At 32.9% G+C, this 15,107-nt stretch carries 9 protein-coding genes, 2 pseudogenes and 1 CRISPR repeat array; of the genes and pseudogenes, 2 read left to right on the top strand and 9 right to left on the bottom strand.

What is annotated here, in order from left to right; translation table 11 throughout:
* Positions 1-33 precede the first annotated feature (33 nt).
* From DFR85_RS32000 to DFR85_RS29010, 4 genes and pseudogenes are all read right to left on the bottom strand, one after another.
* A pseudogene (locus DFR85_RS32000) lies at positions 34-503 on the bottom strand (integrase); the annotation flags it as partial.
* Positions 445-867: an RAMP superfamily CRISPR-associated protein gene (locus DFR85_RS29020; protein ID WP_349290783.1), complete on the bottom strand. Its 423-nt coding sequence runs from the start codon at positions 865-867 to the stop codon at positions 445-447. The pseudogene DFR85_RS32000 and the gene DFR85_RS29020, both read right to left, overlap by 59 nt.
* Positions 851-1,381, bottom strand: a complete 531-nt coding sequence (locus DFR85_RS29015) for an RAMP superfamily CRISPR-associated protein (protein ID WP_110271284.1) — start codon at positions 1,379-1,381, stop codon at positions 851-853. The genes DFR85_RS29020 and DFR85_RS29015 overlap by 17 nt, the downstream gene beginning before the upstream one ends.
* Positions 1,368-3,356: a hypothetical protein gene (locus DFR85_RS29010; protein WP_110271283.1), complete on the bottom strand. Its 1,989-nt coding sequence runs from the start codon at positions 3,354-3,356 to the stop codon at positions 1,368-1,370. The genes DFR85_RS29015 and DFR85_RS29010 overlap by 14 nt, the downstream gene beginning before the upstream one ends.
* Before the next feature lie 32 nt (positions 3,357-3,388).
* Between DFR85_RS29010 and DFR85_RS29005 the strand changes: the two are divergent.
* A pseudogene (locus DFR85_RS29005) lies at positions 3,389-4,260 on the top strand (transposase).
* Between the two features lie 540 nt (positions 4,261-4,800).
* On the opposite strand, the gene cas6 reads toward DFR85_RS29005, so the two are convergent.
* The 3 genes from cas6 to cas7b form a co-directional block, all read right to left on the bottom strand.
* Entirely contained in the window at positions 4,801-5,535 is a 735-nt protein-coding gene (gene cas6 / locus DFR85_RS29000) for a CRISPR-associated endoribonuclease Cas6 (RefSeq protein ID WP_110271282.1), read from the bottom strand.
* Between the two features lie 63 nt (positions 5,536-5,598).
* Positions 5,599-6,297 carry a CRISPR-associated protein Cas5 gene (cas5, locus tag DFR85_RS28995; protein ID WP_110271281.1) on the bottom strand — a complete coding sequence of 233 codons (699 nt, stop codon included), beginning with the start codon at positions 6,295-6,297 and terminating at the stop codon, positions 5,599-5,601.
* Positions 6,298-6,303: 6 nt separating this feature from the next.
* Complete coding sequence (cas7b, locus tag DFR85_RS28990; protein WP_110271280.1) at positions 6,304-7,209, bottom strand: type I-B CRISPR-associated protein Cas7/Csh2; 906 nt, start codon at positions 7,207-7,209, stop codon at positions 6,304-6,306.
* 297 nt (positions 7,210-7,506) lie between these two features.
* On the opposite strand from cas7b, the gene DFR85_RS28985 reads away from it, so the two are divergent.
* Positions 7,507-9,273 (top strand): TM1802 family CRISPR-associated protein, encoded by a 1,767-nt coding sequence (locus DFR85_RS28985; protein ID WP_110271279.1) that lies wholly within the window; start codon positions 7,507-7,509, stop codon positions 9,271-9,273.
* 163 nt (positions 9,274-9,436) lie between these two features.
* On the opposite strand, the gene cas1b is transcribed toward DFR85_RS28985, so the two are convergent.
* Positions 9,437-10,366, bottom strand: coding sequence for a type I-B CRISPR-associated endonuclease Cas1b (gene cas1b, locus DFR85_RS28980; protein WP_281351092.1), 930 nt, complete (start codon positions 10,364-10,366; stop codon positions 9,437-9,439).
* A 21-nt stretch (positions 10,367-10,387) separates the two neighbouring features.
* Positions 10,388-10,912 (bottom strand): CRISPR-associated protein Cas4, encoded by a 525-nt coding sequence (gene cas4 / locus DFR85_RS28975; RefSeq protein WP_110271277.1) that lies wholly within the window; start codon positions 10,910-10,912, stop codon positions 10,388-10,390.
* A 168-nt stretch (positions 10,913-11,080) separates the two neighbouring features.
* Positions 11,081-14,522: direct repeats of the CRISPR family, unit length 30 nt; unit sequence GTTTCAAGTCCTCTAAGGATTTCTACAAAT.
* Positions 14,523-15,107: the final 585 nt, after the last annotated feature.

The raw sequence follows: 15,107 nt of genomic DNA, 5'->3' as shown, positions 1-15,107 counted from the left end.
ATGTGAGATATAGCCTTTCATTAGTATTACGTATTACAATAGCCTCGGGGCGCATTTATCGTATACCTCTTGTAATTCCTTTTCCGATAGGTTAAGGTAATGTTCTTGAAGTATTTGAAACTGTTGAGGAGGTGTTCTACCTTGTAACAAATTCACAACGAGGGGCTAACCCCTTGTTTCACCATGTAACTGGCAAAGAATGAGCGTAAATCGTATAAGCGAAATTCTCTCCCTAACACTTTCCTCATTGCTATCTTAATCTCAGTCCTTATGTCGTTCTCATCGAACGGAAAAAGCTTAGACTTCCATTCCTCTATGTTAACATTAAAAGCCTTAATGGAGTTCATATATCTTCTTATAAATTGTTCACGGTATGGAAGATACGTTTCCTTTAACCACTCTACGGTAGTCTTATGGATAAATGTTATGTAAGCCCTCTTTGTTTTACTCACCTTCCCTATCCGTATAATTCGATTTGTTAAGTCCACTTGGTCTATTCCTAGGACCTTTCTTTAGTCTTATTATTTCTTCTCCCCACTTTTTCTTTCCTTGATAAGTCTCAATAATTGTTTTTACACCGTCTAAGAAATAAGCGTCAGATTCGTTTTTCTTATATAATGTAACTAATGATGATGGATTAAGATACTTTTCTTGACGAATTGATGGATAAGCGTCAGTTACATGCAAGTTTATTTCGACTTCTTTTTTCTCCTCTCCTCCCCATATCTTATCCTGTGCTAACTTTCTAGCCTTCAAGGCCCCAATAATTGTTGAAGAAGGGATATAATCTAAAGATCTATAATAATTTCCTGATGAATAGTTTATTACTAAAGGAGTTTCATTTTTTACCTTAACTAAGTAATGCATCATCTACGCTCACCTCCTCTACTATTCCTATTCCTTTACTTCCTCCCCAACCTATTGTTGAGTATTTCATTAACAGCATGGCCTTACTTAAGCATTCTCTTTCCTCTTTTGATAGCTCAACCAAGGGAGTTATGTCGAACCTTATTTCTATATTTGAAGGTATTATCTCATAAGAGAATAAGGCTCCCTTTTCTACTATTCCTATTTCTTTATCCACTTTTATCCCGTACCGCACTTTCTTCTTTTTCTTTTCGGTAATGTACCCCCAACCTACTATTACCTTTGACATCTCGCTTTTCTCTCCAAATTCAGAGCCTAATACTGAGGTATTGCAATTTAATATCTTCATATTTTTTCTTATAAGTCCTCTTATACTAGAACCTGGAATTACATAAACCTTATCATCGTATTCTATCAACATAGCCCTTAAATCTACATCATAATTATCTATACTAGCGTTGTTAATATGCCCTCGTAAGTTATTAACTTTCAAGGTATTCTCATAGGCTTTCATTTTGAATCACCCCTATGTTTTCCCACGGAGTCTTATAATACTCCTTTCCTTCAAAATTTTTCTGTTCGAGACTACTCATTAGCGTGCCTAATAATACCAGGTAACCTTCTATATCGTATCCGTTTCTAATAGCATTGCTAATTGTCTCCATTACTATCTCTAATGACTCTGAGTTATTTCTCGCTACATCATAAAATATTCTTATCTTATCTCCTTCTAGTTTAATGTAATCCAAGATCTTCTTCGAAGAGATACCTGAGTTTTCAAACTTTAATATAGTCTCATATATGTTTCTCATATTGTTACCAAGGATACATATGCCATTCTTTTCCTTAATTTTCTCGAGTAAGCCTTTCGATTTCTCATCCATTATAGTGACTATTACTTCTGAACCAAAATACTTGCCCTGGAATACTCCTTTAGACACGTTTTTTGATATGTGTTCTAACTCTTCTGCATCTTCTCTAGCTAAGAATATCGGATACGCGGTATTCTTATAAATATAAGCTCCTATTGAAATTCCGAACCATTGATATGGCTTTTTACTTGATATCATCTCTGCGGCGTCTGCATAGTTCTTTTGAGAATCTTTATCAACTCTTCCACCAATCTTTACTAGCGCTTCGTCCATATAATATAGGAAAGGAATAAGTTCTTGAGAGGTGAGTATTAATGAAAAGTCGTCTCCACCTAGCAATATTGGTTGAAACTCTATTACGGGTGAGCTAAAATGCTTATAGAAGTTTATTGCGGTTTTCTCTAATGCGTAGAAAATTGAATAATACGTCATGTAGGTAAAGAATCTATTTATTTCCAGGTATTGTGTAAGTGTAGTAACACTAGACTTTAACTGTCCGAAGTTGTCTCCGTCACCTACCATCACCACAGGGTATCTTCTCTTTTTCAATTCTACTTCATTTCCATTAAAGTCCTTGTTTAAATCATCTACAGTATCCCATACTTTTACTAATATTTTTTCTTCATTTCTTTCCTGTATTTCCTCAACGAGTTTATAGATTCTTAATCTTTTAATTTTCTCTGAGATTTGAGGATCGGCACTCTTGTTCCTGGACATTGAGGTAAAGGTCTTGTAGAAAAGCTCAGCTTTCTTGCAACTTTCGCATTCTTTTCCGTCTTTAGCATAGTTTATCTTACATTTATTACATAATTTATCAATAGGAATTACGTTATTATTATTAACTTTATTTATCTTACCTGGAGAGCTTAGAAACTTATTTATGAGTGTGCCAAATCCTCTTAGCGAATCTCTAAAGTATGGATCTTCAGATCTCCAATTTTTCCAATTTTCTTCTGGGCCTAAGTGAGCCTCTGCAAGCTTAAATTCCATGAAATTCTCCTTATAAGTCTCAAACGGACTTAGATCTAAGCTCTTAATCATTTCCTTTGAATTAAATGATGAAGGGACTATAGCCAACAAAGATCCTCCTTCATCGCTTATAATTACTTCCTTACCTATTTTTGATTTAATATAATCTGAGGCATCATGTATTAATGAGTCTATCATTATACTGTATCCGGCATAAATTGAAAGTTCTCTCCCTCTATTTAAATACGACTTTATGCTAGGAATTTCAAAATGATAAAAAGCCAAAAGATTCTTTCCTCCACATAGATCTTTTTCTGCATTTATGAGCTTCTCAGCCAAACTTATAGCCTTATTCTCATCTGGCGATATGAGTCCATAAGTCCTCAACTCTTCGCTATCTTCTTCATTCTCCACTACCTTATTTTTTATTTCTTCTATGTACTCCTTACTGCCTATATCGTAAAGTTCTTGGAGCTTCTCAGCAAATTCTAGAAAGTTTTCAAATACTTCTTTATTTCTTGGTAAGAAAGTCCTTGAGGAAGCACTAGCTTTATCCGCATAAGCAATTATCCACTCTATGAAGTTCTGAGGTTTATTATTGTATTTTTTTCCATAATGTACGTTGTGGATCGCTTCAGAATTATACAAAAATTTTTAAGTAATTATGCAGAGTATTACCCATGGAAAAGAAGAACACTAGGGATTGGAGCAAGTACGATGAGAACGTGGTAACAAGATATAAGCTAATGTTCCCCTTCTACGTCTTCGAACACTGGTGGGAATTACTCCAGGAAGAGAACAGGTATGCGAAAACAAAGTACAAGGCACCAAAGGAGTTCAACGACTAGCATTCCTACACTTATTCTTACCCTACAGAGTAGAAGGAGTACTAAGCGCACTAGCAGAAATGAAGATAATCCCAACAAGCCTAGATTAACAATATGGGAAAGGATAAGAAACATGAATATTAATTTCCCTGAAGCGAGTGACGAACTTGAAGTAATAGCTGACGGTACTGGAATAAGCACAACAAGAGGAGGACAATAGTAGCAAAGTGGGGCAAAAGGAGGGATTCAAAATTCCTTAAGATTGAAGTAGTTATGGAGAAGGACGAGTTCAAGATAGTAAGCGCTGAGGTGACGAGTAATGAGGCCGAATCTGCTTCAAAGTAAAGGACTTGAAGGAAAAGGGTAAGGAAGTTAAGAGGTTCTATGGCGATAAGGCTTATGATACTAACGAGATTTATAATCTTGGTGTTGATGTTGTTGTTCCTCCTAGGAAGAACGCTTTAGGCGTGGTCATCCTGCTAGGCGTAAGGCTGTGCGCGAGTTCAAGAAGTTGGGTTATGAACGTTGGCGGGATGAGAAGGGTTATGGTAATAGGTGGTTGGTTGAATCCTTGTTCTCAGCGGTTAAGCATTTGGTGAGTCTGTTAGGGCTACGAGTTTTGCTGGTCAAGTTGTTGAGGCTAAGCTAGTTTGGCTTATGCTTGGATGATGTACATGGCCAACCTTGTTGTTGGTCGAGCTAAGGGCTTTGAGGTCAAGAAGTAGTATAGTAAATTATTTAGGAGAGATATTATTTTCTAGAGAAAACATTTTTTGCTGTATCATTCTATTGAAATATATTGAACTAACTCACAAAGCACTTATCATAGTGTTTGGTATAATTAGGTATATTAGTCAAAGTTAATGATTATCGTAGATCTAAACCTAAAATAAATAATAATGACTCAAGTAACTTATTCTATTTTCTGAATTCTTTTGGATCACTATTTTTAATTTATATGTTATGTGTTCTAAATATTTATGTTATATCATTATACAGAAGTTTACATACAAATTTGTTATTTATAGAATTTAGCTGTTTTAGTAAGAATACTAAGCATGTTAATCAGATAGTATAGTTGGTTATAGTCCCTATTATATAAACACTCTAATTGCTAATAGCAATTAAGATTGTACTACAGAATATACGTCAAACTAAAATTAAACATTAAAGCTATTTGATATTATAGAATAGAAATGGTTAATAGAGATAAAAGAACTAAATTTAGCAAAATGGTAAACTTCTAAGCTAGATAATGCTGTATTTTATTCACCAAGTATATTTCTTATACTCGTTCCCTCAAATTCTAGCATACCAAAACCTTGACTGTTCTTTGCTCCTAATCCAGCCTCATATATTATTTTAAGAACGGTTAATGGGCCTTTTAACTTAAACTTTCCTATAACTCCTTCTATGTTACCTCTTTTATATTTAACAACTATCCTTCTCCATCTTTCAACTCTTATATTTAAATCGCTTTTTAATGTCTTCCCTGTTAATGCTAAAACTTTCCTTTTTGCATTAAGTTGAAGCAGATAATTGAACTCTAACTGGTGAGGAAAGTAAAACTTACTTTCGTTTTCCATTTTCTTAGTAGCTACTACAGGAGAAAGAGTGTAAAATATATCATAATCATTTAATTCTACTAATGAATCTTTAACTAAAATCTTATCGACTATAAATTTAGCTTTTCCTATAACGAATGTAGGATCGTTCTTTAGTGATTCATAGAGGTATTTAATAGGTAACTCTAAAGCGGAGGAGAAAGCAAAGTAAACATAGTCCTTATAGAATAATTTATCTTCTTTCTTTTCAAAATCACCGTAAAGCCTTGAAAAAGTAAACATCTTGAACCTTCTAGGGCCTTGCTCTATTCCTTGATCGTGTAATACCTCCCTCATTTTTGAAGGTAAACTTTTGTAAAAGAAAGATTGTAAATAATAGTTATAATGAAGCGGAACGTAACCTTCTAAAATACGGGCTTTAATATAGATCCTCATTGTATTCACATTCTTTTTTGCTTTAATATATTCAACTCTAAAAGAGATAAAAATATTCTTGGTCTATAAAAATAGTATATTTTTCTTTCCCTCATTACATTTTATACCGTTACCTTTGCCCGTTTTAACTTTCACTGGGGAAGTATTGGTAGAGAAGAAATAATCATATAGCTTCCCAGACATCCTTTCATTCTCATACCTTCTTGGGACACTATACTCTAATGTTATTACGCTTCCTGTTTCAATAGAAAAAGAGCTAGGAAAAACTCCATAAACCTCGTTATCTGAAAAATCATTCTCTTCCTGACATTCCAACATTTCTATCTTTTCAATCCAGGCAAGCATTTCAGCTGTTCCCAGAGTTAATGGGTACTTCGGCCTCTTAAATGCCTCTTCTATATTCTTATTATAAGTGATATAAATATCATAACCTAAGAAGTTTCCCCTTGACGGAGATATAAATTCTTTTGTAGTAGGCACTCTATTACTTACCCCTCTAAATCTCTGGACATTAACCGAATCAGTATCAAGATAACTCTCTCCAAAAACTAATTTCTTCAGCGGTGTCAACGCCTCAACAGCATAGTTAAACTTATCTAATTCATCATAATACGAATCTTTATCCTTACCCATAGCGGCAGCTACTATCCCCATTATCGTAGTTCTAGGTGGAAAATAATAAGATAGAGAAGTTGAATTAGAGAATACCTTTCTAAAATGAGCTAGCTTACTAAAAATTTGTATTGATAAAATCTTTTCCAAAACTCCTCACGGGAATTTAACGTCTTTATGCGGCAATATAACAGGTTTTAATTCATTTAAAGATTTACATTCCTCTGAGAGCTCATCTGCACATCTTAAGTAAATACTTCCGAGACCTTTTATTTTCTCAGATAATTCTTTTAAATCGATTTTCAGGTCTTGCAAACCTCTCACGTTCTCAGTTTTTTGTTCTACTTTTAGAAACCTCCTTAAATCACCTAAAAGTGTATCAGAATCTTTGTGTTCTAATCTTAAATAAAGTAATGGATAATGTCCTATCTTACTCCTAGTTACGCTTTCCTCCAATATAGCCTGCCATAAATAGTTATCAAAAACTTTCAGATCGTTTTGAGTGACCTTAGTCTCTTTACTTCTCCTCCAACTGAAAACACCGTAAAAGGCTATAAGTGAATAGTATACCCTATAATCCTTGCCTATATTTCCTGATCCTGTCTCTCTCCCAGAGAAAAGCGATGTTATAGATCTTGTATCCATTAAATCTACCTTATGTAGAGAATAACCCCACGATAATTGCAGTGGACCTGTAAAAGCATAGGATTCTCCCTTACCTTCGCCGCCTTTTTTAGGTATAGTAGCACCAAAAAGTCTGGCATCTATGCACTTAGTTAAAACTGATGATGGATCTTTTCCTATGACTTCTAACCTTTTAGTAGCATCAACGTTTTTTCCATCTAGTTTAGTTACCCAAATATAATCGGTTCCATATTTTGCTATTATGTAATCTCTAAAGAATCGTTTTAACCTAACATCGGAAACATAATTTATTTTAGTCTTAGGATCCATTCTAGGTCTATTCTCATCATCTGGATCTCCATTAGGATTAGCGTTCTTTACTTCATAAATTATAAGGTATTCTGAATTCGTGGTTAAGTTCGAATCATTCTTTGACATGAAATATCAAAAATATTATCTCAATAACATTAATAAATATTACTGTGCTTTATATTTTAATGCAGTTAAGAAGAGAAAGACTCTTGGAGAAAAGATAACTTACTCAATATTAGTTCCTAACTATATTTTCTTCTAATACTCATGGAATTTCGTGTTATAATACAAATCCTGAAAACCTAATTTCCAAATCTTTAAGTAAGAAGATAAAAGTTAGTATACATGAAAATATTTTAGCTCAAATACTGTCACATTTAGAACAACAAAATACTTATTTATATATAATTCATATACTACTTTATGTTTCATTCCTTACTAAGAATAGGTGAGTTGCAAATAGGGAAAACAGAGGGCTCAGTTACTTTACCAATAGTAGCAATAGATAAAAAAGATGCTACGCTTGGCTTAGTTGTTTTTGATAATAGATCAAAAAGTGTATATATAAAGAAGGAAAAATTAGCTGAAGGAGATGAGGAAAAATATGCCCATATAGGTAATGCAAAAGCACAGAAACCTCAAGATAGGATTACTACTGGAAACCTAGAATATATCTTAGGATACAAAAAAGATAGCACGAAAGTAAGAAACAATAAATTCGCTTTGAAGGTCATAGCAGATAAATTAAGTAACAGTGAAACTGGGAAACTTTTGAACGAAGTATTAAGCTGGTATTCACCAGATGTAAAAGTAGATAATTTAGATTGGGATTGTGACTTATATACTGTCAGAATAATAGATAAAAATGGTAAGGAAATAGATATAGCTACTCTCCCAGATTATAGAACCTCATTAGTAGAAGGTATGACTACTGTAAAGGGTAAATGTCAATTTTGCGGTTCAGATAATGTACTCCCTAATCCTGACTATACAGGCGGTTCTATGTTAAAAATATTTATAGTCGATAAAAAAGGATTTCTCTCAAATTTCGGCGATATTCTCGAGTCTCATACAATTTGCCCGTCCTGTAGACATAAATTAGAACTAGGTAATAATTATGTTGAACAAAATTTATCTGTTAGAATAGGCAAACTTAACGCTTATGTTATCCCAGACTTGCCACCTAAAGCAGATGTAACTTTTCTACAAAGGTTTAAGACAGACCAAGATGGTAGTTACATACTTGAAGGGTTAAGAGAAATAGAGAAGGGGGAAAGAGAAACGTTGGATATAATGGAGTTTGAAGGAGTGGAAGTTAGACTTGATCTAGTGTTCGGTCAGAAGCAACAAAATAAATTTAGACTTTGGAGAATAATACCAGAAGTTGGAGTACCTAGGCTAGTACACGTAATGAGATTAGCAGGTAGGGGAAAAGCGATAGTCTCTGCAACATATGATAATAAAATAGATCTCAAAGATGTGTCATTTTCTACGCTCTACGGTATTTTACCTGTTAGAGAACTGAGTAAAGGAATAGATCCAAGTGTATTCTTGGATTTCCTTGAAGCAATATTATTAGGAAATAAATTAGACCCAAACTACGTTTACAATTCATTTCTCTCTGTAATTAGATGCTTGCGATATGATACTTGTAGCAATAGTCTGACAAGATTCTCACTTGAAGACCTCCTACTATATCAAGAAATCTTTATATATGTTATGAGACAATTAGGTATCATGGGAGAAGATACATTAAATATGGAGAGAACAAAAGTGAGCAATATAGATAGTTATATTGGCAGTTTGGGAATTAAGGGGGGACTAAAGGGACTATTCTTACTAGGTGTATTAACTGCATATGTAGGAAAAGAACAACATAATAAGGGAGACGATAAGAAGGCTATTTTAAATAGAATCGACTACGAAGGTATGGACATTGATGACATCGTAACTTACGCCAATAGATTACATGAGTCATTAAGAGATTACAGACAATTAAATTCTACTACGGAATCCCTATTTGCTGAAGCATTAGAATCAATAAAGAAGAATCCTAATGATTTATGGGACACAGCCGCTAATGTGTTTCATATACTCTTAGGCTACTCTTATCAGACAAAACAGTTTATAATGCACGGCGAGCCTCAGACAAAACAACCTACAGCTAATCAAGAAGAAAGCGCAGAATAATAATTTGTATATCTAAACTTTTAGCTTAATACTCACTTGTAAGATTTTCTTATTTATAGATCGTTTTTATCAATTGTTTTAATTCAATTTATTATCAAATAATATCTTTCAAACGAAAATTAACATAGTCAAAAATTTAATAGATAAGAAATCTTATTATATATCATCTTCCCACATAAGGCCTATACTCTTCATCACTCAAGACGAATTTTTCAACCTTGTAAGCTTCCATTCTGACAATAGTAGAGTAAGTCACTCTTCTCTTTCCTACGTTAACTTTAGTTTCCATTTTTTCATCAAATTTTTTAACAAACTTTCTTAGACTATCATCGCTTAACTTTAATCCATTAGCCTCAAAATCCTTCTCCGTAATTTCTTTCTTATTAATCATAGCAATTATTAGCCTATCTACTATTAACGGTTTAAATATATCTGCAATATCGAGATTTAGAGAAAACTTCCTCAGATTAGTACTATGTAAATAACCTATTCTAGGATCCAATTGCGTTTGATATATTTCTCCAAGCACTTCAGCATAGAACATCATATTACCTAAACTCATCAAAGAGTTTGCCCAGTTCTCTGGAGGTCTCTTAGTTCTCTTTATGAAAGAGCCGTGAAGTATGCTATCTATACCTTTATAATATTCTAATCTTGCTGTACCTTCTACACCCATCACCTCTTGAACACTATTTGCTTGCTTTAGCTTAGTAAGTCCAGCTTTTACATTTGAATTATCGACACCGTTCTCCCTTAATATTAGACTCATATTCCTTATTGATCCTTCTACGAACGTCTTTGCCAAATATAGTCTCTTTTGTGTATTTAAATAAGTTTCGACTTGTTTTACCAAAACATGACCTGATAGGTTAGTTTTCCTAGGCAAGAAAGAACCTATATATCTCCTCTGTTTAGAGAAGAAATGCACAGGAATCCCGTACTTACTAACAAAATGTAAAAATCTCTTATTAATATTCACTTCACTGAAAACATACAGACGCTTTACTTGATTTACAGGAACATACTTAGTACCCTCTTTAGTTATTAGAGCTATTGTATTATTTTTCCTCTTCAATGTGCCTGGAGTAGTTATAAAAATCCTCTTTGACGTTCTTCATTCCCCTACTGGCCAACAAAAATCCTTATAAGCGCATTTCCTACAGAACTTAATCCTAACTTTTTTAGGTGGATATTCCATCTTTACTATTTCTTTAACGTTATCTATGTCTTCTAAGACTTTCCCCTCATCTATGTTCTCTAGAGTCTCCTCAATATTTTCTTCAGGTACATTAATAACTCCTACGGCATTTAAGCCCTTTTCTCTAAGTCTGTAAAGGTAATAACTCAACTGAGCTTTGGCTGATTCTAAGTGCTTTGATGAACTTTTAATTTCAACTACTACCCCTGTTTCCTTCTTATAAGTGTCGACTCTCATACCTTCCATAATGAGAAAAGTCTCATCAGAATGTATCTTATGAATAGCTCTACCGTATTCAAGTCTCTTATTATCTTGGTAGGGTATGATATGCCTGCTCATTAACCAAACTTCCCTAGGACAAATATGAAGATACCATATTAGTGTACCCGTTACGTAAACATCATCCGCTATCTTATAAGGCTCTAACGGTTTGTCAGACATTATATAAATTATAATATGCAAAATATATTAAATTTTTTCTTTTACTAGGACTGTATTAAATACGATCTTTCCATTCTTACTAGTAAATATAACTGATAAAGAAAAAGAGATTTAAGAAAAACATTATAGAAGGATATTGAATACAATAACACATTTTTAGTAGAGCTAGTTTCAAGTCCTCTAAGGATTTCTACAAATATATGATGAAGAATCTGAAGACATTACAGGAATTAGGATAGTTTCAAGTCCTCTAAGGATTTCTACAAATTTATATACAACCAGTTATTACATTTGCTGCTGATGGAAAGTTTCAAGTCCTCTAAGGATTTCTACAAATCTGGTCTCATTACTCTTCCTATCCTTTGCACTAACTGTTTCAAGTCCTCTAAGGATTTCTACAAATTATTACAAAACTGATAAAAAATGTGTATAAAAAAGTTTCAAGTCCTCTAAGGATTTCTACAAATATTCAATCCAGAGAATTTGCTTAGCATTTAGCTAACGTTTCAAGTCCTCTAAGGATTTCTACAAATATCTATCATTTTCTGTAAATTGCGTAAAAAAATGTTTCAAGTCCTCTAAGGATTTCTACAAATTTTAAAAACTTTTTTGTATCCAGACTGAAACTATTTGGTTTCAAGTCCTCTAAGGATTTCTACAAATCTTCTTCTGCTTTAAATGTTACAACTCTCATGGTTCTCTAGTTGTTTCAAGTCCTCTAAGGATTTCTACAAATTTGAATCTATCAAAAAGTTTTCCAATTGTTCTTTTAGTTTCAAGTCCTCTAAGGATTTCTACAAATATATAAAAATATTTTTTATGAAAAAAGGGAATTAAGTTTCAAGTCCTCTAAGGATTTCTACAAATTTCTCTCTCTACAGAAAGCTCTTTCTCCTAATGAAAAGTTTCAAGTCCTCTAAGGATTTCTACAAATTGATTTTGGATACAATCGATGTTTATACTATCTCTAAGTTTCAAGTCCTCTAAGGATTTCTACAAATTCATCTGCCACATTCCTAATTGAAGAATAGTTCATAGTGTTTCAAGTCCTCTAAGGATTTCTACAAATTTTTACGAAAATGAAGGATTAAGACCAACAGATTATATGTTTCAAGTCCTCTAAGGATTTCTACAAATTTTGAATTAATTTGATTCTACTCTTTCCCTGTGTTAAGTTTCAAGTCCTCTAAGGATTTCTACAAATAGAAACAAGAGATGTAAGGAAAAAGATCGAAATAGATAGTTTCAAGTCCTCTAAGGATTTCTACAAATATGGAACAAAACGTTACGATAGAACACGAGAAAAAAAGTTTCAAGTCCTCTAAGGATTTCTACAAATTTTCGTAGGAATTTTGTTAGGCAAAACATCATCATCAAGTTTCAAGTCCTCTAAGGATTTCTACAAATTTCCTTATTGAAGAGGTAGAGTTGGAGCGATAACGCGAGTTTCAAGTCCTCTAAGGATTTCTACAAATTTCGTACTCCTTCCTTATTAGGTACCGTAGCATTTCGTGTTTCAAGTCCTCTAAGGATTTCTACAAATCATAGGCTCATGTTGGAGTCACCGTGAATGATGTTGAGTTTCAAGTCCTCTAAGGATTTCTACAAATTCCAATCCAGGACATAGATGAAGCTATTGATTTCTAGTTTCAAGTCCTCTAAGGATTTCTACAAATCTATAGTGTGTCAATTAAAATGGATACGAATGAGGGTTTCAAGTCCTCTAAGGATTTCTACAAATGTTTTTGGCATGGTGAACATGATATATTGAATATTCGTTTCAAGTCCTCTAAGGATTTCTACAAATGTTTTTATTGACATTCATAATTGTTTTGTGCAGATGGTTTCAAGTCCTCTAAGGATTTCTACAAATTCGTTGTTGGTGAAATTTTATCGACTACACCTGGTGACGGTTTCAAGTCCTCTAAGGATTTCTACAAATTGAGACCACCCATCTCTTCTCACTACCGAACTCGTGTTTCAAGTCCTCTAAGGATTTCTACAAATGCTGATCGAAATACCTTGGTTCCCTATGGGTTGGGGTTTCAAGTCCTCTAAGGATTTCTACAAATTCCCTCCTTCTCAGCGGAAACTCAGTTGCTACAGCGGGTTTCAAGTCCTCTAAGGATTTCTACAAATCCCGCATAGGGCATGAAAGTGGATATCCATATTTTCGTTTCAAGTCCTCTAAGGATTTCTACAAATTGTGATATGAATGCCGAAAAAATATTATTGCTATATTTGGTTTCAAGTCCTCTAAGGATTTCTACAAATATTATTAAATTATAACTTCTATATTGCATAACTATAGTTTCAAGTCCTCTAAGGATTTCTACAAATTTTATTATATCTTTTAATAAGTACTTATTTACAATATTGTTTCAAGTCCTCTAAGGATTTCTACAAATTAAATTGAAATAAAAGCAAAAGCTTTTATATACGTTGTTTCAAGTCCTCTAAGGATTTCTACAAATTTTATTATCTTAATGGAATATTTATTCTATATTTGTTTCAAGTCCTCTAAGGATTTCTACAAATTTCATTTCTCTTTTTATTTTTCTTTTTCTCTTTTGTTTCAAGTCCTCTAAGGATTTCTACAAATTACAACATTAGCGTTTTTGTACCGTTCTTAAAGTCGGTTTCAAGTCCTCTAAGGATTTCTACAAATGAATCCAGTAGAACACGTCTTCCAACGTCATACTAGTTTCAAGTCCTCTAAGGATTTCTACAAATAGCTCATTCTCTCACCCTCTACTTGTCATTATTATCATTAGTTTCAAGTCCTCTAAGGATTTCTACAAATTTTATGCGGGATATAATACGTCGCCAGGTCACGTTGAGTTTCAAGTCCTCTAAGGGTTTCTACAAATCTCGACATCATTCCTACGATTTACAAGCTCGCAGGTGGTTTCAAGTCCTCTAAGGATTTCTACAAATCAAATAAAAATAAGATTATGGTCGAAAATAGATTTGTGTTTCAAGTCCTCTAAGGATTTCTACAAATATTTTCAGATATAGTCAAAATTGTAAACGGTATTCCGTTTCAAGTCCTCTAAGGATTTCTACAAATATATTAGGAGAATTTGAAGATTTTTTAAGTAGAATCGTTTCAAGTCCTCTAAGGATTTCTACAAATTTATTGAAGATGTATTACAAGAACTAAAGCTTAGTGATGTTTCAAGTCCTCTAAGGATTTCTACAAATTCTTGACGATTTTTATGACGGTTGTGAAACAAATTTGTTTCAAGTCCTCTAAGGATTTCTACAAATCAGCATCAAGTTTTGGTGAATTTTTTTCTAAAAAAGGTTTCAAGTCCTCTAAGGATTTCTACAAATAACTCATGAACGGTTCTACGTCTATTCCGTTATCTTGGTTTCAAGTCCTCTAAGGATTTCTACAAATGTTGTTATTAATTGTTCATATTTCATTTCTTCCGCCTCTTGTTTCAAGTCCTCTAAGGATTTCTACAAATTCTTTACTTTAGCCATGTTTTCACCCTAACGGCGACGCGAGTTTCAAGTCCTCTAAGGATTTCTACAAATCTTTAAATATGAGTTTTGACATATGTTATATTGTGAGGTTTCAAGTCCTCTAAGGATTTCTACAAATGGGTCTTATTTTTCATTATTTTTTGTCCTTATAAGCTTTGTTAATTTTCGGCAGTTTTTGTTTTCCTTATATTTCTCTTAGATTGCCGATGATTTTTTACGTAAATTAAATATGTTTTAGTATGAATATTTTTCCTTTCCCTTAGACAGCCGATTTCATATCCTACCAGATAAAATGAATAAAAATAAGTATCATTAACAAAAATCTTAATATGAAAATGAACTAAAGAACCGTGAGAAAGTATTAAAGTTCATGTAGTCTATTGCTTAATTACTATCTCAAAATATATTATTTTTCATATATAAAATACCGTTTAACACATCTAAATATCATTTTTATATGAGTAAATAACGATATGTATTAATAGTAAAATAATGAAATCTTGATAGCTGGATAATTTACGGCTCCAATTTCAAATTGAAATAATTAACTCATATGAGCTAAATATCCTATTAAATTATGACGGCAATAATAATATATTTAAGAACTTAAGTTTATAATATTTTCTATAATATTATAAAAACAAAGTTAATTTGAAAAGCAACTTAAATGTTTATTAAATTAGCATTAAGTTTTTCTTTCAAT

Origin of the sequence: Acidianus brierleyi, from assembly GCF_003201835.2 — an archaeon.
GTDB classification, from domain to species: Archaea; Thermoproteota; Thermoprotei_A; order Sulfolobales; family Sulfolobaceae; genus Aramenus; species Aramenus brierleyi.
Note: the sequence above shows the minus strand (reverse complement) of the source record. Positions and strands in the feature narration are given on the sequence as shown.